Here is a 23,814-nt window from a genome sequence, read left to right on the forward strand (position 1 = left end):
AGAGCAATCTTGTTCGGCATCCCGATTTCCCTCTCAAGGGCATGGGCAGAACCGATCTGCCATGCCTGTTCACTCCAGAACGCGGCATGGGCTTCGGCGAGATCCCTGCCAGGACGGCAGTCCGACAGCGCGCTTGCGAACTAATTCCCTATCGCCTACGGCAGGCCTGTTTCTGAGTGTAGAACCGCTCGGGCGGAGAGTATGTGTCGAATACGGCATAATGCCGGCTTTAACCCGAAACGGAGCTCATCATGAAAGTGGCCATTCTTTCCGGCACGGTCTACGGTACTGCTGAAGACGTCGCCCGCCATGCTGTCACGGTTCTCAAAGCGGCGGGCTTTGATGCCTGGCACGACCCGCGTGCGCAGCTCTCGCAGGTGCTGGACTTCGGGCCGCAAGCCTTGTTGGTAGTGACCGCCACCACCGGGATGGGTGAATTACCGGACAGTTTTGTCCCGCTGTATTCGACAATCCGCGAACAGGTTCCGGCCTGGCAGGGCTTGCCCGGCGGGGTGATCGCGCTCGGGGACGCCAGCTACGGCGATACCTTCTGCGGCGCGGGGGAGCTGGTTCGGGAGTTGTACGCCGAGCTGGGTGTACGTGAAGTACAGGAGATGCTGCGTCTCGACGCTAGCGAAACGGTTACGCCGGAAACTGACGCAGAGCCATGGCTTGATCGTTTTGCTACAGCCCTGCGCGGCTGAACGGTCAGCCGGGCAACAAACTTCAGGGGCGCCGAACGGCGTCTGCCGGGCTGATGCTGCGGGCCTGGGCAAACGCATGCACTTGCGGGTAGAACTCCCGGAAATCCTGCAACAGCGGCGTGTATAGCTGTTCGAGTTCAACGGCGCCGCCTGCCAGGCCTTCCGGACGAGACAGTCGACGGCTCATACCGGCCACGACCTGCTCCATCACGGCGAATTCCCGATAGCTGCCGAGCCAGTCATGGGCCGCCATGCGCGGCGCGATCAACGCCAGCTTGGCGGGCAGCTCGGCTTCCTCACGCAACACCCGATACACCCGCGCGGTGAAGTTCGGGAGGGGTTCGCTGGCGTAGTCGTGCCAGTGCGCGGCCAGGCAGTGATCAAAAAACAGGTCGACCAATATGCCCGCATAGCGTCTGCGCTCGCGAGGAAAGCGTTGCTTGGCCTGGAGGACGACCGGATGGCTGTCGGTAAAAACATCGATCTGTCGATGCAGGCGAATGCCCGCTTCAATGTCGGCCGGCCAGCGGTCCTGCAGGGGGCCCTTGACGAAATCCCCGTAGAGGCTTCCGAGCAGCTGCCCGGGCCGTTCGCCGCCAAGATGCAGATGTGCAAGATAGTTCATGAGGCGAGTCTAGCAGCGCTTCCTTGCATTCAGCTTGCATGCTTGCGCAGCGCCTGATTGATATGGTTGGCGTTCGATCCATCACCGCTGCCCGCTCAGTCCGGGCAGAGATGACGCTTCGGCGGTCAGGTCGTTGCGATGACTGCTAACTTTTTCGTTTCCTGGAGCCTATAGATGTCTTGGCATGAGCTGCTTGGTCCGCTGCAACACCTGCCGCAATCCATGCCGCTGGAGAGTTGGTTCGCGACTCTGCAATCGCAGGGTGTGAACGATTCTTTTGAGCTTGCGGTGTTAGGCGGGCGGCTGGCCGCCACCCCCGGCTTGGCATTTCTCGCCGGCTATCAGGCCGCCCTCCGAAGGCTGTGGCCTGAAGCTCCCACAGGCCTTGGCGCACTGTGCGCCACCGAGCGTCGTTTGCTGCGGCCGGCTGACATGCAGACCCGGCTGGATGGAGTACGGCTGACCGGCAGCAAGGATTTTGTCATTGCTGGCTCGGCTGCGGCGTGGTTGCTGGTGCCGGCGCGTGATGAGGCGCTCGGCGAGCGACCGCGGCTGAGTCTCTGCATGGTCCGCACGACCGATCCGGGCGTTATCGTCGAGGCGGCGTCGCCGTTGGCGCTGGTGCCGGATATTCCGCACGGCCGCTTACGGTTGGCGAGCGCGGCTTGTGATCGCTTGGCTGGCGACGGTTGGGACGACTACGTCAAACCGTTCCGGACACTGGAAGACCTTCACGTACTCGCGGCACTGGCTAGTTGGCTTTACGGCGTCGGGTTGCAGTGTGGCTGGCCGCAACGGCTGCAGCTGCAGCTCTTGGGTGTGTTACCGGGCGCGGCTGAGATCTCGCGGCTGCCACCAGCGGACCCGGCGACCCATTTATTGTTAGCTTCGCTGAGTCTGCAGTTCGAGTCGCTTGGTGAGGCGCTCGATGCCGCGCTGGCAACCGGCCCGCAGCTGTGGTCGGACCTCTGGCGGCGCGACCGCGGCGTGCTGCAGTTGGCTCGCCGTGCTCAAGCCAAGCGGTTGATGCAGGCAGCCGAGCTGTTTGGGCTGCCCCCCGAAAGCGATCAGGCATGATCAGCGAATTGCCAGCCGCCGGGAACTCCTCGCTGCGCTGCGGACCTATAACTGGCGTGCCGCGACAGCGCGGGTCGGTCTCCCCGGGCTTTAAGCAGCGCGGGTGATCGAAAAACCTGTGAATTACCCGACAAGGATTTCAATGTCATTGAGCTGTGTCGCTACCTTGGTCCCTGGCGCGGTGCTCCTGCCGGGCGGCCGGTCATGATGCTTGCCGGCGAGGTGTTCCCCTGGCGAGAGGACAATCGTTTCCAGCTACTGCTCGACGGGCCGCAGTTCTTTCCGCGCATATTGGCCCGTATCAATGGGGCCCAACAGCGAGTAGATGTCGAACTCTATCTCGTCGAGGATGGCGGCTGCGCCGATCGACTGATCGAGGCTCTGGTCGCGGCGGCTGATCGAGGTGTGCGGGTTCGCTGCCTGTTTGATGGCTTCGGCTGCCTCAAACTGGGGCAGAAGGCCCGGCAGCAGCTGAGCGACGCTGGGGTCGGTCTGCGCCAATACAATCCGCTGAAACTCCGATTGAAGTTTCGCAACCTGCACCGCGATCACCGCAAGCTGATTCTTATCGATGACGCGCATTGTTTTGTTGGCGGGACCGGCGCTACCGATGAATTCTGGAACCCCTCGAATGCGGATGAGCATTGGCACGAAGCGATGGTCGAAATCAGCGGCCCGCTCGTTGCCGACTGGCAGCGCCTGTTCGATGTGCAGTGGACGCTGTGCCTGAAAAAGAGAATCTGGCAACTGCCGCTACCGCAACGACTTCCAAGAGTCCCTGCCAATCCGATAACCGATGATGGCATGGGCCGAGTGGCTTACTCGGCGGCGCGCCAACATCGGGACATTCTCCATAGCCTGCTGCGCAACCTGCAGCGCGCCGAACGCAGGATCTGGTTGGCGACCCCATATTTCCTGCCCACTGGCCGCGTTCGTCGGGAGTTGATGCGTGCGGCGAGACGCGGTGTCGATGTGAGGTTGCTGCTGACCAGCCGTAACACAGATCACCCCGCGGTCCGCTATGCCGGGCAGCGCTATTATCCAAGGCTGCTGCGAGCCGGCGTGCGTATCCACGAATATCAGCCACACTTTCTGCACCTGAAGATGGCGTTGGTCGACGACTGGGTCAGCGTCGGCTCGTGCAATTTCGATCATTGGAATCTGCGCTGGAATCTGGAAGCCAATCTTGAAGCGCTCGACCGGCAGTTCAGTGCATCTGTGGCGAGCAGCTTTGAGAATGATTTTTCGCGTAGCCTCGAAATTGATCTTCAGCGGTGGCATTCCCGTCCACTGAACCAGCGCATCTACCAGCGCTTGTGGGGGGTGCTTGACCGGCTCGTGATTAACATTTTCAACCGAAGCGGCTGACGGTACTGGCCGCGTTGTTTATAAAGTGTCCAAACTGAAAGGGAGAGCGTTCTGATGGCTGCGAAGAAAATTCTGATGCTGGTCGGTGACTACGTCGAAGATTACGAAACCATGGTGCCGTTTCAGGCGTTGCAGATGGTAGGCCATACCGTGCATGCGGTCTGCCCGGACAAGAAGGCTGGCGACACCGTCCGTACCGCGATTCATGACTTCGAGGGCGATCAGACCTACAGCGAGAAGCCCGGCCACAATTTTGCGCTGAACTTCGATTTCGCCGCGGTGCGGGCGGAAGATTACGACGCCCTGGTCGTGCCGGGAGGGCGTTCGCCTGAGTACCTGCGGCTCAATGAGCAGGTGATCAGCCTGGTCAAGGCCTTTGGTGAGGCGAAAAAGCCGATTGCTGCGGTCTGCCATGGCGCTCAGCTGCTGGCCGCTGCAGACGTGCTACAAGGGCGTGCGTGTAGTGCTTATCCCGCCTGCGCGCCGGAGGTTCGCCTGGCCGGTGGTGAGTTCGTCGATATTGGCGTTGATAAAGCGCACACCGAGGGCAATCTCGTGACGGCCCCGGCGTGGCCGGCTCACCCCGCCTGGCTGGCTGCATTTCTCGAACTGCTCGGTACCCGCATCAGCCTGTAAGATGCCGCTCCGTTCGAAGGCCCGCTCCGGCGGGCCTTTTCTTTTCACTCCGCAGGCGCTGTCTGCTCAAGGTCTGAGGCCACCATGACCCAACCCCGAGACCCGCTTCACGGCGTAACGCTGGAATCAATACTCGTCGAGCTGCAGGCTCACTATGGCTGGGAAGGGCTGGCGGAGCGGGTCGATATCCGCTGCTTCAAGAGCGATCCCAGTATCAAGTCAAGCCTGACGTTTCTGCGCAAGACGCCATGGGCGCGGGCGAAAGTAGAGGAATTGTTCGTTCGACAGCGCCGTCGGCAGGCGAGCTGATCGTCCTGCATCTGATGGCTGCAGAAACGAAAAAGCCCGGCTGATAGCAGCCGGGCTTCATGGGTGAGGCGGTTACTTACTGCACTTCTACCGCCAGGCTGTCGGCGATCTTCTGCTGCCAGATCGCAGGTCCCGTGATGTGCACCGACTCGCCGTTGGTGTCGACCGCGACGGTGACGGGCATGTCCTTCACTTCAAACTCGTAGATGGCTTCCATACCCAGTTCGGCGAAGGCCAGCACCTTGGACTTCTTGATCGCCTGGGCGACCAGGTAGGCGGCGCCGCCGACAGCCATCAGGTAGACGGCCTTGTTGTCCTTGATCGCGTCGATGGCGATTGGGCCGCGCTCGGACTTGCCGATCATGCCCAGCAGGCCGGTGCTTTCCAGGATCTGACGGGTGAACTTGTCCATGCGGGTAGCGGTGGTCGGACCGGCTGGGCCCACTACTTCATCACCGACCGGATCGACCGGGCCGACGTAATAGATGAAGCGTCCCTTGAGGTCCACCGGCAGCTCTTCGCCCTTGTTCAGCATGTCGACCATGCGCTTGTGCGCGGCGTCGCGGCCAGTGAGCATCTTGCCGTTGAGCAGGACGGTTTCGCCCGGCTTCCAGCTCTGCACATCTTCCGGGGTGAGGGTGTCGAGGTTGACACGACGCGCGCTCGGACCGGCTTCCCAGACGATTTCCGGGTAGGCATCCAGCGGCGGCGGGGTGAGTTCGGCAGGGCCGGAGCCGTCCAGCACGAAGTGCGCGTGGCGGGTGGCGGCGCAGTTGGGGATCATGCACACCGGCAAGGATGCGGCATGGGTCGGGTAATCCATGATCTTCACGTCGAGTACGGTAGTCAGGCCGCCCAGGCCCTGGGCGCCGATACCCAGCTGATTGACCTTCTCGAACAGCTCCAGGCGCAGCTCCTCGATGCGGTTCTGTGGGCCGCGGGCCTTCAGCTCATGGATGTCGATGGATTCCATCAGAACTTCCTTGGCCATCACCGCGGCTTTCTCTGCGGTGCCGCCGATACCAATGCCGAGCATGCCCGGCGGGCACCAGCCAGCGCCCATGGTCGGAACGGTCTTGAGCACCCAGTCGACGATCGAGTCGGACGGGTTGAGCATGGCCATTTTCGACTTGTTCTCCGAACCGCCGCCCTTGGCTGCGACGTCCACTTCGACCTTGTCGCCGGGAACGATGGAGTAGTGGATCACAGCTGGAGTGTTGTCCTTGGTGTTCTTGCGGGAACCAGCCGGGTCGGCCAGGATCGAAGCCCGCAGGACGTTCTCTGGCAGGTTGTAGGCGCGACGCACGCCCTCGTTGATCATGTCGTCCAGACTCATGGTGGCGCCATCCCAGCGCACGTCCATGCCCACGCGCACGAATACAGTGACGATGCCGGTGTCCTGGCAGATCGGCCGATGGCCGGTTGCGCACATCCGCGAGTTGATCAGGATTTGCGCCATGGAATCGCGCGCTGCCGGCGACTCTTCGCGCAGGTAGGCCTCGTGCATCGCCTGGATGAAGTCGACGGGGTGGTAATAGGAGATGAACTGCAAAGCGTCGGCAACGCTTTGTATCAGGTCGTCTTGCTTGATCACGGTCATGCAGCGCGTCCTCTTGGCGGGGCGGAGACAAGGCGTGTCGAGAGATTCAGCCGACACACTCAGGTAAAAAGGCGCGGCAGTATAACCTGCCGTAGAGAGAGGAACACAGACGGACCAAAGGTGAAGGGATGCACAGCGGAAACTGGCATGACGCTAGCGACAACATGGCGTTGCGTGACGGACCGAGACGTAGGCACATCGACGCGAGCGCGATGGAGTGGGTCGAACACGATCGTCCGGCTGCAACTGTGCCTGACCAGGTGTTCTCAATCTGCGGTTATAACTGTGTATAGGTTTTTCACAAGGGCCGGCGTAAAGTATGACGAATTGCCACTATGGGAAAGGATTCCATGCGTGCTAGTCGTGACCAGAGCGAACAGCGAGCTCTGCAGTTGTTGGTGACCAAGCGCTTCGGCATGGCCGCTGCGACTTACGGTCTTGCGTTGTTGCTCACATGGATTACCGTGGCTGCCGGCTTCTATCAGGCGCCGATCGAGACTGCCATCGCGGGATCGGTGATGATCGCGGCCAGCCAGTTGACCTTTTTCTGGGTCTTCTATCGCGGTCATAACCTGCGCTTTCGAGACCCCAGCCTGACCGAGCCACAAGTGCTGGTTGCCCTGGTCTGGCTGACCTTCTTTTTGTTCAATCTCGGCGATAACCGCGGATCGTTGCTGGTGCTGTACGTACTGGTGCTGATGTTTGCGGTGTTTCTGCCACCGAAAATTTTCCTTCGTTACGCCGTGTTGGCGCTGTGCAGCTTTGTCGTCATGGTTTTATTCGACGCGCAGATGGGCCACCTGAACGAGCCACAGACGGCTCTGCTGCAGACGGGTGTGCTGCTGGTGACCCTGGTCTGGATGTGCTTGTTCGTCGGTTATGTCTACAGGTTGCGTCAACGTATGCGTCAGCGCCGGTTTGCGCTACAGGCGCATCAGGAAACACTGCGCGGCATGATGCGGCAGCTGGAAGACCTGGCCTCGACCGATGAGCTGACCGGCCTCTACAACCGCCGGCATTTCCTGCGTAAGGCGGAGGCCGAGCTGAGCCGGCTGCGGGCAGGACATCAGTCCGGCCTGGCCCTGATCGATCTCGACTATTTCAAACGGATCAATGATCTGCACGGGCATGCGGTGGGCGATCGGGTCTTGCAAACCTTTGCCTCGGTGGCGCGCTCCTGTCTGCGAGACGGCGACATACTGGCCCGCTACGGGGGCGAAGAGTTCGTTTTGTTGCTGCCAAACACCGATGCCGAGCAATTTGGCGCCTGTTGCGAGCGCTTGCGCGAGGCCTTCGCCAATGCCCAGCCGCCGGAGGGGAATATGCAAGCCGGGCATTTGAGCCTTTCAGTCGGCATGACCCTACTCCGTGAAGGCGACGATCTGGACGAGTCCCTGCAGCGCGCCGACGACGCGCTGTACCGGGCCAAGGACAACGGTCGGAATCGGTGCGAGATCAGCTGGGCGACGGTAGATGCCTGAGATCAATCACCGAGGGCGGACGTGGCACGTGGCGAATGGCAGCAATCTGCTCGATGCGCTCAATGATGCCGGTTTGAACGTACCCTTCAGCTGCCGAGCGGGCAGTTGTCATGCCTGTCTGGTGCGCTGCCTGCAAGGTGAACCACAGGATGCCCGCCCGCAGGCTCTCGACTTGGCCCGGCGCCTGGAAGGCTGGCGGCTCGCCTGCCAATGCAGCGTGGTGGAAAATCTCGATATAGCGGTTTGCGACCCGGCGCGCGAAGGCCTGCCAGCGCGGGTCGAAGGGCTCGACTGGCTGGATCATCAGGTTCTGCGATTGCGCCTGATGCCCAGCGAACGGCCGCTGCGCTATCAGGCTGGGCAGCATGTGCTGTTGTGGAACAGTCTTGGCGTCGCCCGGCCTTATTCGCTCGCGAGCGTACCTTGGGAAGATCGCGGGCTTGAGTTTCACCTTGATTGCCGGCACAGCGGTGCGTTCTGCGACGCGGCCCGCGCCCTGACAATCGGAGACACGCTGCGCCTGGGGCAACCGTATACGGGCGCGCTGCGCTACGAGCCCGAGTGGCAGATGAGGCCGCTACAGTTGTTGGCTGCCGGCACAGGACTTGCTCCGCTCTGGAGCTTGCTGCGCGAAGCATTGCACCGGAAACACCAGGGGCCGATCCGGCTGCTGCATTTCTGTCGGGGAACGTCCTATCTGCAAGGGCCGCTTGAAGCGCTAGCCGGGTTGAACGGCAATCTGAGCATCGAATACGTCGACCGGGAGCATGAACGCAGCCGTCTGCAGTCGCTGCGTGCCGCCTCGCGCCAGGAGATTGCACTTATCTGCGGCGGTCGCGAGTTTGTAGAGGACTGCGCAAAACGCATGTTTTTGGCGGGACTGCCGCGGGGGCAGGTGCTGAGCGACACTTTTCTTACGCGCCGGTCCGGCGGTTAAAGACAGGAATCTCTAGACCTGCGGGAACGGCGCGCCAGGCCGCCCTGGGCGGGAACTGGCGCGTCGCGCTAATCAGCTCAGGGAGTCGCCCACACGCAGGATCTTCATAGTGTTGGTGCCACCCGTGCCGTGATAGGTGTCGCCCTTGGTCAGGATCACCCAGTCGCCAACATTGACGATGTTGCGCTTGAGCAACTCGTCCACGGCGGATTGGCTGACCTTGTCGACGGGCAGGGCTGCCGGATCGAAGGGAATGGTCTGCACACCGCGGAACATGGCAACGCGCGCCTGGGTATCGCGATGGGGTGAGAAGGCGAAGATGGGTACTGACGAGCGAATCCGCGACATGATCAGCGGGGTATAGCCGCTTTCGGTCAGGCTGATGATCGCCTTGACGCCGGGAAAGTGGTTCGCCGTGTACATCGCCGCCAGTGCCGTGCTTTCGTCGCTGCGCTCGAAGCGCTGACCAAGACGGTGGCCCGACTTGATGCTGGTTGGATGCTTCTCGGCACCGACGCAAACGCGCGCCATGGCCTTGATCGCTTCGACCGGGTACTCGCCCGCGGCGCTTTCGGCCGAGAGCATCACGGCGTCGGTGTAGTCGAGCACGGCATTGGCTACATCGGACACTTCGGCGCGGGTCGGCATCGGGTTCTGGATCATCGACTCCATCATCTGGGTCGCGGTGATCACCACCTTGTTGTTGCGGCGTGCATGCAAAATGATCTTCTTCTGGATGCCCACCAGCTCGGCATCACCGATTTCTACGCCCAGGTCGCCGCGCGCGACCATTACGCCGTCACTGGCGCGGATCAGGCCATCCAGCGCCTCGTCATCGGCGACCGCTTCGGCGCGCTCGATCTTGGCGATCAGCCAGGCGCTCGAGCCGGCTTCGTCGCGCAGGCGGCGGGCCAGCTCCATGTCGGCGGCATCACGCGGGAAAGAGACGGCGAGATAGTCCAGGTTCATGTCGGCGGCCAGCTTGATGTCGGCCTTGTCCTTGGCCGTCAGCGCCGGTGCGGTCAGGCCACCGCCACGACGGTTGATGCCCTTGTTGTCCGACAGCGGACCGCCGATCAGCACGGTGCAGTGCAGTTCGTCGGCCGTGGTGGCGTCCACGCGCATGACCACGCGACCATCGTCGAGCAGCAGTTCGTCACCGACGCTGCAGTCTTTCACCAGGTCCGGGTAATCGATCCCGACCACTTCCTGGGTGCCAGCATCACGGGGGTGGGTGACCGAGAAGCGGAAGCTGTCGCCTTCGGCCAACTCTATGCGCTTGTTGGTGAACTTGGCGATACGGATCTTCGGCCCCTGCAGATCACCGAGCAGCGCGACGAAGCGACCGTGCTTCGCGGCAATGTCCCGTACCAGCTGCGCGCGTGCGCGGTGCTCATCGGGCGTTCCGTGGGAAAAGTTCAGGCGGGCCACATCGAGCCCGGCAACGATCATTTTTTCCAGCACCTCGGGCGAACTACTGGCAGGACCCAGCGTGGCAACGATTTTGGTACGGCGCGAAGTCATTCAGTGCTCCTTTTTCAGAATGGCCGCGAGGCTACTATGCCCGGCGGCTGTAGTCATTGTTGGGCTGCACTACTCTTTCGGTGGGCGCCCGAGAGATCCTGAAGGGCGATTTAGCTGGACAGGTGGACTGCAGTTTTCATGACGACGGTCGATAATCCGGCATCGGAGGAATCACCCATGCGCACACTGTTCATCATTGTTCTGGCCACCCTCAGCGTAGGCTGCAGCAGCAAAAATGCCCTGAATCGCCATCTCGATGCGGCCTACAAGCAATACGAGCTGGGTGATTGCGGCCAGGCCATGCTCGAACTGTCCCAGGCGGAGCGTCGCAGCCGACCACGGGATAATCTGCAGCCGGAAATATCGCTATTGCGCGGCCAGTGCCTGGAGCGTCAGGGCCTGTTTGTCGACGCGGCACAGACCTATCAGTTCATTCAGGCGCGTTATCCGGCCAGCGAATACGCCTTTCGCGGACGGGCCAGGCTGGAGACGCTGCGTCAGTTGGGGCACTATCAGCCGGAGGAACGGGTGGTGACCCACGCCGTCAAACCCTGAGACGAGAGCCGGCTCATAACGACCGGTAGGGAAGGACCCCATGCGTATCGCAGTACTGATAGTTGGCGCTTTGTTGGCCCCGCTGGCGCCCGCGGAAATCTACCGCTGGGTTGATCCCGCCGGTAACGTGCATTTCAGCGCGAAGCCGCAGGCGGGTGCGGAGCAGATCGAGGTTCGGCCGCAGGTGATCGATAGAGACGAGGCGACCCGCGAGCGCCAGGCGCGCACGGAGCGCTTCTTCGAGGCTCGTCGCGAGGAGCAGGAGGCGGCTAGCGTGGCGGCGAGCGCCAGGCAGACGCAGCGAGAGCAAGAGTGCCGGCAGCTGCAAAACCGTCTGTCACGCCTGTCTCGTGGCGGGCGCTACTTCACGGCCGATGCAAAGGGTGAGCGGGTCTACTACAGTGATGAGGAAATAGGCGCGGCACGGCGGCAGTTGGCCAGTCGTATCAGTCAGAACTGCCGCTGAATAGCCGGAAACGGCAGCAGCGATAACACTTGGCGGCAGGCCCGCATCCGATGAGCATGCACAATCAGCGCAGCATTCAACGGCATCAATTGCCGTACTACCTCAACGTATTCAACCGCTTTACGGACAAGCCCTTGGGTTTCATCGGCAATCTGTCCGAGTCCGGACTGATGATGATCAGTCCCTATCCGATGATGACAGACGTACGTTTCGATATGCGCTTGAAGATCCCCGGGCAACATAGCCAGCTGCGCTATATCGATTTCAGTGCCGTCTGTCGTTGGTCGCGCGAGGACGTGACGCCCGGCAGCTTTGACTCCGGTTTCATATTTGTCTCACCGCCCCGTGAGATTCGCGAAATGATCGATGCGTTGCACCACTACTTCAGCTTTCGCCCCATGCAGCACATCCCACCAGCGCGTCTGCCGCGTAACCAGCCAGCCGGGAGCAAGGCTGCCGATCAGGACTGCTGCCAAGGCACCTGAGCCCGTCTGCTGGCAGGCCAATTGCCCAAAGCCTAAGCGCTAGCGGCGCCAGAGCAAGCGAAATTCGGTTACAGCACACCGCCTTTCTTCCACGCCAGATAGCGGCTGATCAGTGCTGGACCCAGCTCATGCGGACAAGCATCGAGAACTGGCACGCCATGGGCGAGCAACCGCTCATGGAGTCTGCTGCGGGCGTTGAGGTAGTCGAGCGTGCCGCAATAATCGAGGGCGTCCTGAAAGGTTTTGACCGGCTGCTGACGTAGCCTGTCGAGCACCGGCTCGCGCAGGCTCACGACCAGTACACGGTGGCGACGGGAAAGTTGCCGGACGGCACCGAGCAGAGCCTCGTCGTCCTCGTCGCGCAGGTTGCTCAGGATGATTACCAGGGCGCGGCGTTTCTGCAGGGTCAGGACATCATTGATGGCCAGCGCGAAATCGGCCGGTCGCTGCGTATTGACCAGGTCATAGACACCGTTAAGCAGCGCGTTGAGTTGGGTCTGGCCTTTGGCCGGGGCGAAGAAGCGCCGTTGCTCGGTGGCGAACGTATAGAGGCCCAAAGCGTCGCCCTGGCGCAGGGAGACGTAGCCCAACAGCAGGCTGGCATTGAGCGCATGATCGAAGTGCGTGAGCGGGCCATCCTGGCTACGCATCCGTCTGCCGCAATCGAGCATCAGCAGAATCTGCTGATCTCTTTCGTCCTGATACTCCCGAACGATGGGCATGCGATTGCGTGCTGTGGCCTTCCAGTCGATCTGCCGCAGGGTGTCGCCTTCGCGAAATTCGCGTAATTGGTGAAAGTCCATGCCAAGCCCCCGCCTGGGCTGCTGACGTACACCCAGGCGGCTCAGCCAACGGTCGACCGCCATCAGTGGCGCACCATTCAGCTGGGTGAAATCGGGATAGACCCGCGTCTGTGATTGCAGCGGCAGTAAGCGCCGCTCTCGCCACAGCCCCAGCGGGCTGAACAGGTGAATTTCGCAATGCTCGAAGTGAAAATGGCCGCGACGCGTCGGCTGCAGGCGATAGCTGACCTGGCAGAGCTGCTGCGGTGCCAGCAGCACCTGCTGTGGCAGCGCCTGCATACCCAGTCCTGCCGGCGCATGGTCGAAGATTGCGGCACGCATGGCTCGCGACAGCGGATGTCGAATCTCGAGCTGAACGTCATGCCAACGTCCCAGGGCGAGATTGCCGGCCAGTGTGCGTCGCACCGCTGGCGAAGGCAGGCGGTGCAGGTGCAGGGCGTCAAACGTTGCGACCAGACCCAGGCACAGCAGCAAACCCCACCAGGCCATATGGGCAGCCGAGGGCACGGCGCTGTCGAGTGCCGCGGCGGTACCCAGCAAAAGCCCAAGGCAAAGCAGGGCGACCAGTGCGTAGAGCAATCGACGTGACGGATTCATCGACTGCCTCGAGTGCCGTTTAGCGTCACAGGCGAGGAGCCGCGATCTGCTCGAGCAGCTGTTGAAGCAGCTGGTCTACCGATGTGCCTTCGATGTCGAGCTCAGGCGAGAGCCTGACGCGATGCCGCAACACGGCCAGAGCGCAGCCTTTTACATCGTCCGGGACGACGAAATCGCCGCCACGCAACAAGGCGCGTGCGCGTGCGCAACGCACCAGCGCGATCGACGCGCGTGGACCAGCGCCCAGCGTCAGCCCCGGCCAGCTGCGGGTGGCCCGGGCCAGCCGAACGGCATAGTCGAGAACCTGGTCATCGAGCGGCAGGTCGCTGGCGATTTTCTGCAGCGCCTGGGCATCCTTCGCCTGCAGCAGAACGCGCAAGCCACTGACGTCCAGAATGTCGGTACGAACCGAGCGAGTGACTTGACGAACCAGCGTCAACTCCTCGTCCGCCTGCGGGTAGTCCATGCGCAGCATCAGCATGAAACGGTCGAGCTCGGCTTCCGGCAGTGGATAGGTGCCTTCCTGCTCGATGGGGTTCTGCGTGGCCATCACTAAAAACGGTTGCGGTGCAGCGAGCGCGCGGCCCTCGAGCGTAACCTGACGCTCCTGCATGACTTCCAGCAGCGCCGCCTGGGTCTTGGCGGGTGCACGATTGATCTCGTCAGCCAACAACAGGTTGGTGAACACCGGGCCCTTGCGCAACTTGAACTGCTCGCTGGCCAGGTCATAGACTGCATGACCGGTGATGTCGCTGGGCATCAGGTCCGGCGTGAACTGAATACGCGCGAAGTCGCCACCGAAGCAGCGCGCCAGTGCCCGTACCAACAAGGTTTTGCCCAATCCCGGAACGCCCTCGACCAGCACGTGGCCGCCGGCGATCAGGGCCGTGAGCAGTCCGTCGACGACTTCGTGCTGGCCGATTATGGCCTTGTGCAGCTCGTGGCGTAGCGCCTGGGCGAGCTGGCTGGCACGTTGGCGCTGATTGCTCGGCGGTACGTCTGGATTGGCGCTGTTTGGATCGCTGGGTGTTTCGCTCATAAGCTGTTCCTGATGCTTTGCAGGCGGGCAACCTGGCGGGTGAATTCAGTGGCGCTGACGGGTTTTTTCAAAGGGGGCAGCATGGCCTGCGCGACAGCCTCGGCGCCGGTTCGGCTGACCCTCGCCAGCACCTGGCACTGTTCGGCGTGTTCGAGGCTCTCGAAGCCCGGGTGACGTCGCTGTGCCTGTCGCCGAATATCGTCTTGAAGGCTGCTAATTAATCGGTGCTGTCCGGCCCGCCGATAGAGAAAATCGGCGGTGCCGCGCAGGTGCTCGTGCAGGCGTCGCCGATTCCGCTCGGCTGGCGCTTCCAATGGACCCTGGCGCTGCGCAACATGCCAGAGCGTTGCAAGCAGCATCAGTAGCAGCGCTGCCAATGCTTCCGGAAAATAACGCAGCAGCCGTTGCAGCAGATCATCATGCTCGGTGCGGTAGATCAGCGTTACGTCGCGGTCCTGGGTGAGGTACCACAGCAGCCAGGCATGGTCGTATTGGGCAATGGCATCGTTTCGCCAGATCCAGCTGTCGGTCAGGGCCGTGATCAGGCCGTTCCCGCGCTGCAGTTGCAGCATATGCGTCGCGCTGGCGCTGTTGGCCCATGCGTGCGCACGGCCACCGGCGTCGTAGAGGTGATAGTTGGTATCGAAGGCGAGATAGGCAGGAGCGTCTTCGTTTTCCAGATAGAGGCGAGTCAACGCAGGGCGTTTCTCGGCGTTCGCGGCGGCATCAGCGGTATGACTGTCGTCGAGATTCTCGCCCGCCTCGTGCTGCTGAAGGTTCAGTGCATCGAGTAGCAAGTCGCCGCTACTTCCCGCGTTTTCGTCCCAGATACGCTCGGCGACAAACACCAGGTGGCCACCCTGATCGACCCAGTGCAGCAGGCGTTCGGCCTGGCCGGGCGTCATGTTGCTGCGCTGGCCCAACAGTAATAGCACCTGTTGATTGCTTTTGGACTCGGCGAGGCCACCGAGGCCTTGTGCATGATCGACCGCGCGCCCCTGATCGATCAGGAAGCGCTCTGCGGCCAGATACGGATTGCTGCGTACTTCCGGTGCGGGACCATGCTCGATCGTTTCCTCATAGGGCGTCGCCTTGCTCAAGGCAAAAAGCAGCAACAGCCCAAGCAGCAATCCGCCCGCAGCAAGCAGAAAGAACCGACGTGGCCTGCTCATGCGAGCCGCTCACTGCCAAACAGTGCGCGCCAGCGTTGGCAAAGCTCGTCTCGGGCCGCATCGGGCGGTAGCTGGTTTCCATAGGCCAGACCCAGCCAGTGTTGTGTCAAAGCTTCGGCGTACTCGAGCAGCTGTGGCTGGGCCTGCTGTCGCAACAGCTCAAGTATTTCCCCCTCGGTATGCGAGTTTTTCAGGGGCAGTTGTCGCTCGTGCAGCAGCCGGCTGAGAAAGGCCCGGTAGAGCAGGCCGAGCGCTTCGCGTGGGCGCTGGTGCCAGAGCCGCTGTACCTCGGCGACAACGTCCGTCGGGATGCTTTCGGGTTGCAGGTCAAGCCCGAACAGTACGGCCGGCGTTGTGTGGCGCTGTCTGATCCGCAACTGGCCAGGTGTCACGTATAGCTTGAGCCAGTCACGGTAGCGCCACAGCAGCCAACCAGTCAGGCCGAACAGGGCGGCCCAGAGGAGCACTTCGATCGCGCTCGCAAGAGTGCCCGTGTGCTGGGTCAGCAGGTCGCTGCGCAGCAGTCGCTCAAGCAGGCGCGCAAACCAGCCCGGCTCGTCATCCGCTGCTTCGGTGAAGCGCCAGCGGGTGACTGTTTCGTGGTTTCGGAAAGGTGGTTGGTCGAGCAGTTCACCGATCCGCTGACTGGCCGCCTTGCTGGTCAAGGGCTGCTTGAGCAGGCGATCACTGCCTGGGCCGGAGGTTTCGTCTGTCTGCATCGTTTCGCCCGCGACAGGCGCAGCCAGTGCCACCTCGGTTGGCGATAACAACCACAGGCCCAGACCCATCAGCAGCATCGGCAGCAACGACTTCATGCGCGCCTGCAGGCGACGAAACGTCAGTTCGATATCCCAGCCCTCGAGCGTGGTGCGGCGGTTCAGGTAAAGGCTGAAACCGCTGGCGACATAAATTGGCTCCCATAGCACCAGCACCAAGGCATAGAGCAGGTTGGACAGGTGTTCGAACCACAGCCAATCGCCGCTCATGCCGAGTAGATCCTGCCAGTTCCAGTCGGCCAGCATCTGGCGTGGGATGAGCATATACATCAGCGCCAGAGCACCAAACCACAGCCCCATCTCCAGATGCATGCCCACCAGGGTCAGCCAGGATGCGGCCCGGCTGTCCCGTTGTCCCAGCACCGCGAGGCGCTGCTGACGAGCCGAGCCGGCCAACTGCTCGAGTTGCAACACGGGAAGATTAAAACTTCTCTTCAGGCTGAAACGGTGCCAGGTAACGCTGGAGAACCACTGTGAACGCAGCAGTTGCGGAAGCGCCGTGATGCTTTGGCGCAGGGTCGGTGTGTCGCCGAACAGCGCGCGCGACAGGATAAAAAGCGGTAGCCGTTCATAGAGCGGTTTCAACCACCAGAACAGCAACAGCGAAAGCGTCGGGTGTTGCCAGAACAACAGGGTCAACAGGGCGAAGACCGGCAGTGTCACCAGCGCCCAGCTGACCATCAACACCGCGGCGTGACGTTGTGCCAGCAGAATGCCGAGATCCAGCGACTCCCAGGCGGTGCGGGGGCGGATCGCCATGCTGGCATCATTCAGGCGCATGGAAACGCCGCCCACTTCGTGCCAGATAAGCACCGACCAACAGCCACAATACAGCGCCGACGGCGTATTTGACTGCGGCTGGCGGGTAGGTCATCGACGACCAGTACGCCTCGATAAAGGCTGCGATCAAGAGAAACAGCGTGGCTCCTGCAATCAGCCTCACTGCCGTAGCGGCAGCCAGGCGCAATGCCTCGCTGCGTGTTCGACGGCCGGGTGACACAAGAGCGGCACCCAGTTTCAACCCGGCTGCGCCCGCCAGGGTGATCGCCGTCAGTTCAAACGCGCCATGACCGATGACGAATGACCAGAACGGCTGATCGTAGCCGATGCCGGTCAGGTGGCCGGCAATGGCGCCGATGATCAAACCGTTGAACAACAGGTAAAACAGGCTGCCAAGGCCGAAGAGCAGGCCGCCAGCAAAGGTCTGGAAGGCGATGCCGATGTTATGCATCACGTAGTAACCGAACATCACCCAGTCGTCAGCGGAACCACGCTCGCCAAAGCGGCCGAGACGACTGGCGTCAGGGTCGTACATGGCTTCCATCTCTGCGACCTGCTCCGGGCTGATAAGGCTGTAGACCAACTCCGGAAAGGCCAGCACCAGCGCAGCCATCCCCAGCAGGCTAAGGTAGAAAATCAGACTCGCGGCTGCCAGATATCGCCACTCTGTGCGAACGAGTCTGGCAAAACCGCCAAGAAAGAAGCCGAGCAGGCGACCACCCAGCGGGCTTCGGTGGCGATAGAACTGATGATGCCCGCGTTGAACCAGCAACTGCAGGCGCTCGACGAAGCGCATGCTGTAACCGCGCGACTGTGCCAGTGCCAGTTGCTGACAGAGCCGTCGATAAGCAGCCGGAAAGCCAGCGACGCTGCCGGGCGCCGGGGTTTTGCCGCGTTCCAGCGCTGCGAGCATGTCCTCGAATGCCTGCCATTCGGTCTGGTGCCGGGCTTCGAACTGGCTTTGCTTCATACCGGACCCACCAGGCTTCGCGCGATGCCGTGGATTCGGGCTTCCGCGTGTGCGGGTTCGATCTGCAGCGGTTCGGCCAGGATCGAGGCCAGCTCAAGGCGTCTCGGCGCAGAGAGTGTCGAATGGCGCTCTGCAAAGGTGATCAAGGCATGTTGCTCAGCCAGGGTCAGGGCCAGTGGGGACGCTACTGCGTCGGCTGCTGGAAGTGCTGGCGCGTTGACGTTGCGCTCGCGGTACACCACCAGCGTACCCGCGGCGAGGTCGCCCAGGCGTTTGAACGAGGGGTGCCAGAGGCAGCAGAGGGCGCCGAGGAAATAGCCGAACGGCAGCATGTCGACGAAACGCAACAGATTGCGTGTCAGGGACGAGGCCCAGCCGACCGGCGTGCCGTCATCATGAATGACGCGCAGTCCCAGCCATTGTTTGCCGGGAGTGCGTCCCTGGTTCAGCACTTCGAACAGCACCATGTACCACCACTGCACCAGAAACAGCAGCAGTGCACCAACACCCATGCCAAATTTGCCCAACAGGGCGAATGCAAATCCCAACGCCGCCAGTATTGCGCCCCGTATCAGCAGATCCAGTGCAAACGCCAAAGCGCGAGGGACCAGGCCGGCTGGATGGAGCAGCAAATCGATGCCTTCCGGTGTTTCGACGCGGTGCGTGTTATCCAGCAAGGCAGTGGCTGAAGGGGCGGATGGCACGGCTCTGGCTCGCTAATCGGGGACTGGATGCTATGCGCACATTGCGCCTCAGGCAACGGCGATAGCCGTGCCAGGCGAATGAAACCACCGAATGGCGCCCTCAGCCATAACCGGCTTGGCAGTTCTGATTGATAGGCGGGTTGATTGCTCACGCCGGCGTTGCAACTCCACTCGAACAGAGGTGCCGACCATTCGTTAAGGGTGGGGCTGGCGCGCTAGACTGGCGGCGACAATCGAGAAGGAAGCTCCCTTGACCTCCAGCATCTTCTGGTATGACTTCGAAACAACTGGCATCTCGCCTCGCTGTGATCGGCCTGTGCAAGTGGCTGGCATCCGCACCAACGAAGCGTTGGAGGAAATAGGCGAGCCGCTGAATATCTATTGTCGTCTGAGCGATGACATCCTTCCGCACCCCGCTGCGTGCCTGGTCACTGGCATAACGCCTGCCACGCTAGCGGAAAAAGGACTATGCGAGACTGAGTTCGTGGCTCGGCTTCATCATGAGCTGGCGGTGCCTGGCACCTGTGGCGCGGGGTACAACAGCCTTCGTTTCGATGATGAGGTGCTGCGCTATAGCCTCTACCGCAACTTCTTCGATCCCTATGCGCGTGAATGGCAGGGCGGCAACAGTCGCTGGGACCTCATTGACCTGGTTCGTACCGCCTATGCGTTGCGTCCGGAAGGCATCGTCTGGCCGGAAGAGGAGGGGCGAGTCACCTTGAAGCTGGAGCGCCTCAGTGCGGCTAACGGGCTCGAACACGAGAGTGCTCACGATGCACTGTCAGACGTGCGGGCAACGATTGCCCTGGCTCGACTGATACGCGCGCGACAACCGCGGCTTTATGACTATCTCTACAAGCTACGGCGTAAACATGCGGTGGTCGAACAGGTCCAACTGCTTAAACCGATGGTGCATGTATCCGGTCGGTTTTCCGCGGCGCGACATTTTCTATCGGTGGTACTGCCGCTGGCCTGGCATCCTCGTAACCGTAATGCACTGATCGTCTGCGACCTGAGTGCCGACTGTACGCCGCTGTGGGAAGAACAGGTCGAGACCATTCGCGAACGGCTCTATACCCGCCGGGAAGACTTGGGCGAGAAACTTCCGATTCCCTTGAAGCTCGTGCACATGAACCGCTGCCCAGTGCTGGCGCCCATGAGCGTGCTGCGCCCGTCAGATATCGGGCGACTGGGACTGGATATTCAATGTTGTGAGTCGAGAGCTGCCGAATTACGCGGCCGCGAACCTGAATGGCGGTGGAAGCTTGCCGACATCTACCAAGAGGAAGCGTTTGCGGGTTCGCCCGATCCTGAACAGCAGTTGTATGACGGTTTCTTCAATGAACGTGACCGACGATTGTGTGAGCAGGTACGAAACGCTCCGCCGCTTGCCGCCGACACCGCACTGCCGTTTGATGACTTGCGCTTGCCTGAACTGCTTTTCCGCTATCGCGCGCGTAACTTCCCCGAATGCTTATCGGCCGCCGAAACCCAGCAATGGCAGACGTTCTGCAGGCAGCGCTTGATGACGCCCGAATACGGTGCGCCGAATACCTTGGAGCAGTTTGAACAAACCGTGCAGGCTTTATTGCCCTCAGCTACGCCCGAACAAGCACGTCTGCTGCAGCAATGGTCAATACATGCTCGCGGCTTGCGTGAGCGTTACATGCGGTGATGATTGCTTGGTCATGGAACAAAAAAGCCATCTAACGCAGCGTAACTGCGTCAGATGGCTTTGGGTACGGCGTTGAAACTTAGCCCAACAAGGTGGCCCAGCTTTCAACCTCGTCGGAACCCCATTGTGCTTTCCACTCTTTCAACGTTTTGTGATTGCCACCTTTGGTTTCAATCACTTCACCGTTGTGAGGGTTCTTGTACTGCTTGACGCGCCGGGCGCGCTTGGTCGCGGTGGGTGCTTTGGATGCACGCAGTGGCTTGTTGCTGCGGGCATCGGGGTCGAGCAGAGCGATAATGTCGCGAAGGGACTTCTGGTATTCGCCCATCAGTTCGCGCAGTTTGCCTTCAAACTCGAGTTCCTTTTTCAGCTTGTCATCTGCTGACAAGGATTTCAGGCGCTCCTGTAGTTCCTTGATAGCTTCTTCAGTGGCGCGGTATTCATTGATCAGCGACATGTCACTTCCTTGGTATAGGTTTGAACGCAAGTGACAGCAATCATAGACAGCTGCCGCGGACAAGTAAATGTTGCTTTGGGTAAAGTTTGCTCACTTTGTTTCATCTTTGTGTATGGCGTGCGAGGTGCGCTAGTTAAACCAGGCATCGGTGAAGTACTGCACATAAAAGAAGGTTGCGGCGGCTACGTCACGCTTATTTACCCTGCCCGGGTGCTTGGCAATCCGCTTCAGTGTTGCGTTCCTCTGCCCGTTGATGCCGCGCCGGACAACTTATCCCTTCGGCTATTGCGGTTTTAATCATGATCTTCGTGCAATCGAATTCGTCCCGGGCTGCGAGTGGCAACCAGTACAAGGGCATGCTGTGGTGCGGGTTGAATAATATGGTGGCGGTTTTCTTCGCTGGGCTAGAATGCCGCGTCTTTATGGGTAAGCCGGAGTTAACTTAAAAATGCGCACTTTCAGGCTGGTTATCGCCTGTCCCGACGGCGTCGGCATTGTGGCCAAGGTCGGCAATTTCCTGGCGACCTACAATGGCTGGATCACCGAAGCCAATCACCATTCCGATCATCAGAGTGGCTGGTTCTTCATGCGGCATGAGATCCGGGCCGACTCGCTGCCTTTTGATCTCGATGGCTTTCGCCAGGCGTTCGCGCCAATCGCTCGCGAGTTTGCCATGGAATGGCGCATCACCGACTCTGCCCAGCGCAAGCGGGTAGTGCTGATGGCCAGCCGCGAGTCGCACTGCCTCGCCGATCTGCTGCATCGTTGGCACAGTGGGGAACTGGATTGCGACATTCCTTGCGTAATCTCCAACCACGACGATCTGCGCAGCATGGTCGAGTGGCACGGCATTCCGTATTTCCATGTGCCCGTCCAGTCGGGACGCAAGGAAGAGGCGTTTGCCGAAGTGTCGCGCCTGGTTCGCGAGCAGCGGGCCGATGCAATCGTATTGGCGCGCTACATGCAAATTCTGCCGGCTGAGCTATGCGAGGAATATGCGCAACGGGTAATCAATATCCATCACAGCTTTCTGCCGTCATTCGTCGGTGCAAAGCCCTACCATCAGGCCTCGCTGCGGGGAGTCAAACTTATTGGTGCGACCTGTCACTATGTAACCGAAGAGCTCGATGCCGGGCCGATAATCGAGCAAGACGTGGTGCGCGTCAGCCACAGAGACAGCATTGAGGACATGGTCCGGCTGGGCAAGGATGTGGAAAAGATGGTGTTGTCCCGTGGTTTGCGCTATCACCTGGAAGAGAGAGTGCTGGTGCATAGCAACAAAACACTGGTATTCAACTGATCCATCGCTATCGGCGCGGGAGGTGAAATGAGCAACCCACTGGACAAGGCTGGCGCGAAAGCGCCACCGATCATCGGTAGCGGTTGTACTCAACGCTACGATCCGGAGCGGCTGGGGCCAACGCTGGGCACTGACTTTCCGGGTGCTGAAGCGCTCTGGAAACGTCACCTTGATGCGTTCGATAGCATTGTCGACGGCAGCGTAAGTGGCGATGCCGCCACTACTCAAGCCAGCAGCGCGAGACCGGCTGACTGACATTGCGGAACAATCCATTGTTCAGTTCGAGGCCTGCGATGAAACAGACCGATTGCCTGTTACTGGGCGCTGACACGACGGGCGAGGCCAACGTACACCCGCTGCATCTAGCCAACCGTCACGGTTTGATCGCCGGTGCCACCGGCACCGGAAAAACCGTGACCTTGCAGCGCCTCGCCGAGCAATTCAGCGATGCTGGCGTCGCTGTTTTCGCAGCAGATATCAAAGGCGATTTATGTGGCCTGGGCGCCGCTGGCGATCCGCAAGGAAAGATCGCCGAGCGGATCGCCAGCATGCCCTGGCTCGATCATAGACCCCAGGCCTATCCGGTGATTTTGTGGGACGTGCACGGCGTAAGCGGCCATCCGCTCAGAACCACGCTGACAGAGATGGGGCCATTGTTGCTGGGCAACCTGTTGGAGCTAAGCGATAGCCAGCAGGCGGCGCTCTATGCAGCATTCAAGGTGGCCGATCGCGAAGCGCTGCTGCTGCTCGATCTAAAAGATCTCAAGTCCCTACTTGCTCATCTGAAACAGCATCCGGAGGTGCTTGGTGAAGATGCGGCCTTGTTAACGAGCGCATCGTCCCAGGCGCTGTTACGGCGGCTGGCAACACTGGAGCAACAGGGGGCCGAGGCGCTGTTTGGTGAGCCGGCGCTCGCGCTCGAAGACATTCTGCAGCCCGCGAGCGACGGGCGCGGACGAATTCATCTACTCGACGCCAGCCAGCTCGTCCATCAGGCCCCCAAAGTCTATGCAACCTTTTTGCTGTGGCTGTTGGCTGAGTTGTTCGAACAGCTCCCCGAGCGCGGTGATGCCGATCGACCGCTGCTCGCGCTGTTCTTTGACGAAGCGCATCTGCTGTTCAACGACACCCCGAAGGCCTTGCAGGACAGATTGCTGCAGGTGGTCAGGCTGATTCGCTCGAAGGGCGTTGGCGTCTATTTCGTCACTCAGAGCCCAACGGATCTGCCAGATGATGTGCTGGCTCAGTTGGGTCTGCGCGTGCAGCACGGGCTCAGGGCCTATACGGTCAAGGAACAGAAAGCGCTGCGAGCGGTGGCGGAGGGTTTTCGCGCTAACCCGGCTTTTTCGTCACTGGACACCTTGTCCGGTCTAGGAACCGGTGAAGCGCTGGTCGGTGGTCTTGAGGACAAAGGTACGCCGTCGATGGCTCAGCGTGTTGCCGTCGCACCCCCTCAGTCGCGCATCGGGCCGCTAACCGAGCGCGAGAGACAGGACCTGATCGCCAGTTCGCCGCTGAGAGGTCGTTACGACAGGCCGGTCGATCGTGAGTCTGCCTACGAAATATTGCTCGAACGGGCCAAGCAGGCATCCGAGAGCCAGCCACAAGCGAAGGCTGCTGCATCAAAAAACGGTGTTACCGATGCGTTAGGTGATATGGCCGGGCAGGTATTCAAGAGCGCAATGCGCCAGGCTGCGACGCAGCTAGGCCGGCAATTGATGCGGGGCCTTCTGGGCTCTTTATTGGGGGGTAAACGCTGAGCAGAATCAATCAG

The 23,814-nt window shown here is 61.0% G+C and carries 24 protein-coding genes; 14 read left to right on the forward strand and 10 right to left on the reverse strand.

Features of this window, described 5'->3' with window-relative positions; all coding sequences use genetic code 11:
• The first annotated feature begins 251 nt into the window (after positions 1–251).
• A complete protein-coding gene (locus PSTU_RS0116660) occupies positions 252–704 on the forward strand; it encodes a flavodoxin (protein WP_019342147.1) in 453 nt (150 codons plus the stop codon).
• A 22-nt stretch (positions 705–726) separates the two neighbouring features.
• On the opposite strand, the gene PSTU_RS0116665 is transcribed toward PSTU_RS0116660, so the two are convergent.
• A complete protein-coding gene (locus tag PSTU_RS0116665; RefSeq protein WP_019342148.1) occupies positions 727–1,329 on the reverse strand; it encodes an ACP phosphodiesterase in 603 nt (200 codons plus the stop codon).
• A 174-nt stretch (positions 1,330–1,503) separates the two neighbouring features.
• On the opposite strand from PSTU_RS0116665, the gene PSTU_RS0116670 reads away from it, so the two are divergent.
• The 4 genes from PSTU_RS0116670 (at position 1,504) to PSTU_RS0116685 (ending at position 4,719) form a co-directional block, all read left to right on the forward strand.
• Positions 1,504–2,406, forward strand: coding sequence for an acyl-CoA dehydrogenase (locus PSTU_RS0116670; protein WP_019342149.1), 903 nt, complete (start codon positions 1,504–1,506; stop codon positions 2,404–2,406).
• 207 nt (positions 2,407–2,613) lie between these two features.
• On the forward strand, positions 2,614–3,774 hold the full coding sequence (locus tag PSTU_RS0116675; RefSeq protein ID WP_029404838.1) for a phospholipase D-like domain-containing protein: 1,161 nt from the start codon (positions 2,614–2,616) through the stop codon (positions 3,772–3,774).
• A 51-nt stretch (positions 3,775–3,825) separates the two neighbouring features.
• Entirely contained in the window at positions 3,826–4,410 is a 585-nt protein-coding gene (locus PSTU_RS0116680) for a DJ-1/PfpI family protein (RefSeq protein ID WP_172830740.1), read from the forward strand.
• A gap of 84 nt (positions 4,411–4,494) precedes the next feature.
• Positions 4,495–4,719 (forward strand): VF530 family DNA-binding protein, encoded by a 225-nt coding sequence (locus PSTU_RS0116685; RefSeq protein WP_019342152.1) that lies wholly within the window; start codon positions 4,495–4,497, stop codon positions 4,717–4,719.
• Positions 4,720–4,795: 76 nt separating this feature from the next.
• Here PSTU_RS0116685 and PSTU_RS0116690 read toward each other — a convergent pair whose 3' ends face one another.
• Positions 4,796–6,319 carry a fumarate hydratase gene (locus PSTU_RS0116690; RefSeq protein ID WP_019342153.1) on the reverse strand — a complete coding sequence of 508 codons (1,524 nt, stop codon included), beginning with the start codon at positions 6,317–6,319 and terminating at the stop codon, positions 4,796–4,798.
• A 350-nt stretch (positions 6,320–6,669) separates the two neighbouring features.
• Here PSTU_RS0116690 and PSTU_RS0116695 point away from each other — a divergent pair, with 350 nt between their 5' ends.
• The gene (locus tag PSTU_RS0116695) at positions 6,670–7,800 is read left to right on the forward strand and encodes a sensor domain-containing diguanylate cyclase (RefSeq protein ID WP_029404839.1); all 1,131 of its coding nucleotides are present in this window, start codon (positions 6,670–6,672) and stop codon (positions 7,798–7,800) included.
• Positions 7,793–8,737: an iron-sulfur-binding ferredoxin reductase gene (locus PSTU_RS0116700; RefSeq protein ID WP_019342155.1), complete on the forward strand. Its 945-nt coding sequence runs from the start codon at positions 7,793–7,795 to the stop codon at positions 8,735–8,737. The genes PSTU_RS0116695 and PSTU_RS0116700 overlap by 8 nt, the downstream gene beginning before the upstream one ends.
• A 72-nt stretch (positions 8,738–8,809) precedes the next feature.
• Here PSTU_RS0116700 and pyk read toward each other — a convergent pair whose 3' ends face one another.
• Positions 8,810–10,261 (reverse strand): pyruvate kinase, encoded by a 1,452-nt coding sequence (gene pyk, locus PSTU_RS0116705; RefSeq protein WP_019342156.1) that lies wholly within the window; start codon positions 10,259–10,261, stop codon positions 8,810–8,812.
• 177 nt (positions 10,262–10,438) lie between these two features.
• Here pyk and PSTU_RS0116710 point away from each other — a divergent pair, with 177 nt between their 5' ends.
• From PSTU_RS0116710 to PSTU_RS0116720, 3 genes are read left to right on the forward strand one after another with little or no spacing between them, the layout of a single operon-like run.
• Positions 10,439–10,816: a tetratricopeptide repeat protein gene (locus tag PSTU_RS0116710; RefSeq protein WP_019342157.1), complete on the forward strand. Its 378-nt coding sequence runs from the start codon at positions 10,439–10,441 to the stop codon at positions 10,814–10,816.
• Between the two features lie 40 nt (positions 10,817–10,856).
• A complete protein-coding gene (locus PSTU_RS0116715) occupies positions 10,857–11,282 on the forward strand; it encodes a DUF4124 domain-containing protein (RefSeq protein WP_019342158.1) in 426 nt (141 codons plus the stop codon).
• 50 nt (positions 11,283–11,332) lie between these two features.
• On the forward strand, positions 11,333–11,767 hold the full coding sequence (locus tag PSTU_RS0116720; protein ID WP_019342159.1) for a PilZ domain-containing protein: 435 nt from the start codon (positions 11,333–11,335) through the stop codon (positions 11,765–11,767).
• Between the two features lie 68 nt (positions 11,768–11,835).
• Here the strand turns inward: PSTU_RS0116720 and PSTU_RS0116725 are convergent, their stop codons facing one another.
• The 6 genes from PSTU_RS0116725 to PSTU_RS0116750 are packed head-to-tail and all read right to left on the reverse strand — an operon-like array spanning position 11,836 to position 18,608.
• Positions 11,836–13,167: a DUF58 domain-containing protein gene (locus tag PSTU_RS0116725; RefSeq protein ID WP_019342160.1), complete on the reverse strand. Its 1,332-nt coding sequence runs from the start codon at positions 13,165–13,167 to the stop codon at positions 11,836–11,838.
• 25 nt (positions 13,168–13,192) lie between these two features.
• On the reverse strand, positions 13,193–14,206 hold the full coding sequence (locus PSTU_RS0116730) for an AAA family ATPase (protein WP_019342161.1): 1,014 nt from the start codon (positions 14,204–14,206) through the stop codon (positions 13,193–13,195).
• Positions 14,203–15,378 (reverse strand): DUF4350 domain-containing protein, encoded by a 1,176-nt coding sequence (locus tag PSTU_RS0116735; protein WP_019342162.1) that lies wholly within the window; start codon positions 15,376–15,378, stop codon positions 14,203–14,205. The genes PSTU_RS0116730 and PSTU_RS0116735 overlap by 4 nt, the downstream gene beginning before the upstream one ends.
• Entirely contained in the window at positions 15,375–16,934 is a 1,560-nt protein-coding gene (locus PSTU_RS0116740) for a DUF4129 domain-containing protein (RefSeq protein ID WP_019342163.1), read from the reverse strand. Before PSTU_RS0116740 ends, PSTU_RS0116735 begins: the two co-directional genes overlap by 4 nt.
• Positions 16,921–17,904 carry a stage II sporulation protein M gene (locus tag PSTU_RS0116745; protein ID WP_019342164.1) on the reverse strand — a complete coding sequence of 328 codons (984 nt, stop codon included), beginning with the start codon at positions 17,902–17,904 and terminating at the stop codon, positions 16,921–16,923. The genes PSTU_RS0116740 and PSTU_RS0116745 overlap by 14 nt, the downstream gene beginning before the upstream one ends.
• Complete coding sequence (locus PSTU_RS0116750) at positions 17,901–18,608, reverse strand: RDD family protein (protein WP_036993357.1); 708 nt, start codon at positions 18,606–18,608, stop codon at positions 17,901–17,903. Before PSTU_RS0116750 ends, PSTU_RS0116745 begins: the two co-directional genes overlap by 4 nt.
• Positions 18,609–18,858: 250 nt before the next feature.
• Between PSTU_RS0116750 and sbcB the strand changes: the two genes are divergently transcribed.
• Entirely contained in the window at positions 18,859–20,283 is a 1,425-nt protein-coding gene (gene sbcB, locus PSTU_RS0116755; protein ID WP_019342166.1) for an exodeoxyribonuclease I, read from the forward strand.
• A 79-nt stretch (positions 20,284–20,362) separates the two neighbouring features.
• Here sbcB and mvaT read toward each other — a convergent pair whose 3' ends face one another.
• A complete protein-coding gene (mvaT, locus tag PSTU_RS0116760; RefSeq protein ID WP_019342167.1) occupies positions 20,363–20,740 on the reverse strand; it encodes a histone-like nucleoid-structuring protein MvaT in 378 nt (125 codons plus the stop codon).
• A gap of 448 nt (positions 20,741–21,188) precedes the next feature.
• Between mvaT and purU the strand changes: the two genes are divergently transcribed.
• Genes purU through PSTU_RS0116780 form a run of 3 tightly spaced genes read left to right on the forward strand, consistent with a single transcriptional unit; the run spans position 21,189 to position 23,800 of the window.
• Positions 21,189–22,040: a formyltetrahydrofolate deformylase gene (gene purU / locus PSTU_RS0116770; protein ID WP_019342169.1), complete on the forward strand. Its 852-nt coding sequence runs from the start codon at positions 21,189–21,191 to the stop codon at positions 22,038–22,040.
• Between the two features lie 27 nt (positions 22,041–22,067).
• Entirely contained in the window at positions 22,068–22,295 is a 228-nt protein-coding gene (locus PSTU_RS20945) for a hypothetical protein (protein WP_019342170.1), read from the forward strand.
• 38 nt (positions 22,296–22,333) lie between these two features.
• Complete coding sequence (locus tag PSTU_RS0116780) at positions 22,334–23,800, forward strand: helicase HerA-like domain-containing protein (protein WP_019342171.1); 1,467 nt, start codon at positions 22,334–22,336, stop codon at positions 23,798–23,800.
• The last annotated feature ends 14 nt before the right edge of the window (positions 23,801–23,814 follow it).

It is taken from the genome of Stutzerimonas stutzeri SDM-LAC (assembly GCF_000235745.1).
In the GTDB taxonomy this organism is placed as follows: domain Bacteria; phylum Pseudomonadota; class Gammaproteobacteria; order Pseudomonadales; family Pseudomonadaceae; genus Stutzerimonas; species Stutzerimonas stutzeri_H.

Bases quoted from the DNA above. Each gene is read 5' to 3' on its own strand.
- PSTU_RS0116660 (WP_019342147.1), top strand. From the start codon at position 252: ATGAAAGTGGCCATTCTTTCCGGCACGGTCTACGGTACTGCTGAAGAC.
- PSTU_RS0116665 (WP_019342148.1), bottom strand. From the start codon at position 1,329: ATGAACTATCTTGCACATCTGCATCTTGGCGGCGAACGGCCCGGGCAG.
- PSTU_RS0116670 (WP_019342149.1), top strand. From the start codon at position 1,504: ATGTCTTGGCATGAGCTGCTTGGTCCGCTGCAACACCTGCCGCAATCC.
- PSTU_RS0116675 (WP_029404838.1), top strand. From the start codon at position 2,614: ATGCTTGCCGGCGAGGTGTTCCCCTGGCGAGAGGACAATCGTTTCCAG.
- PSTU_RS0116685 (WP_019342152.1), top strand. From the start codon at position 4,495: ATGACCCAACCCCGAGACCCGCTTCACGGCGTAACGCTGGAATCAATA.
- PSTU_RS0116690 (WP_019342153.1), bottom strand. From the start codon at position 6,319: ATGACCGTGATCAAGCAAGACGACCTGATACAAAGCGTTGCCGACGCT.
- PSTU_RS0116695 (WP_029404839.1), top strand. From the start codon at position 6,670: ATGCGTGCTAGTCGTGACCAGAGCGAACAGCGAGCTCTGCAGTTGTTG.
- PSTU_RS0116700 (WP_019342155.1), top strand. From the start codon at position 7,793: ATGCCTGAGATCAATCACCGAGGGCGGACGTGGCACGTGGCGAATGGC.
- pyk (WP_019342156.1), bottom strand. From the start codon at position 10,261: ATGACTTCGCGCCGTACCAAAATCGTTGCCACGCTGGGTCCTGCCAGT.
- PSTU_RS0116710 (WP_019342157.1), top strand. From the start codon at position 10,439: ATGCGCACACTGTTCATCATTGTTCTGGCCACCCTCAGCGTAGGCTGC.
- PSTU_RS0116715 (WP_019342158.1), top strand. From the start codon at position 10,857: ATGCGTATCGCAGTACTGATAGTTGGCGCTTTGTTGGCCCCGCTGGCG.
- PSTU_RS0116720 (WP_019342159.1), top strand. From the start codon at position 11,333: ATGAGCATGCACAATCAGCGCAGCATTCAACGGCATCAATTGCCGTAC.
- PSTU_RS0116725 (WP_019342160.1), bottom strand. From the start codon at position 13,167: ATGAATCCGTCACGTCGATTGCTCTACGCACTGGTCGCCCTGCTTTGC.
- PSTU_RS0116730 (WP_019342161.1), bottom strand. From the start codon at position 14,206: ATGAGCGAAACACCCAGCGATCCAAACAGCGCCAATCCAGACGTACCG.
- PSTU_RS0116735 (WP_019342162.1), bottom strand. From the start codon at position 15,378: ATGAGCAGGCCACGTCGGTTCTTTCTGCTTGCTGCGGGCGGATTGCTG.
- PSTU_RS0116740 (WP_019342163.1), bottom strand. From the start codon at position 16,934: ATGCGCCTGAATGATGCCAGCATGGCGATCCGCCCCCGCACCGCCTGG.
- PSTU_RS0116745 (WP_019342164.1), bottom strand. From the start codon at position 17,904: ATGAAGCAAAGCCAGTTCGAAGCCCGGCACCAGACCGAATGGCAGGCA.
- mvaT (WP_019342167.1), bottom strand. From the start codon at position 20,740: ATGTCGCTGATCAATGAATACCGCGCCACTGAAGAAGCTATCAAGGAA.
- purU (WP_019342169.1), top strand. From the start codon at position 21,189: ATGCGCACTTTCAGGCTGGTTATCGCCTGTCCCGACGGCGTCGGCATT.
- PSTU_RS20945 (WP_019342170.1), top strand. From the start codon at position 22,068: ATGAGCAACCCACTGGACAAGGCTGGCGCGAAAGCGCCACCGATCATC.
- PSTU_RS0116780 (WP_019342171.1), top strand. From the start codon at position 22,334: ATGAAACAGACCGATTGCCTGTTACTGGGCGCTGACACGACGGGCGAG.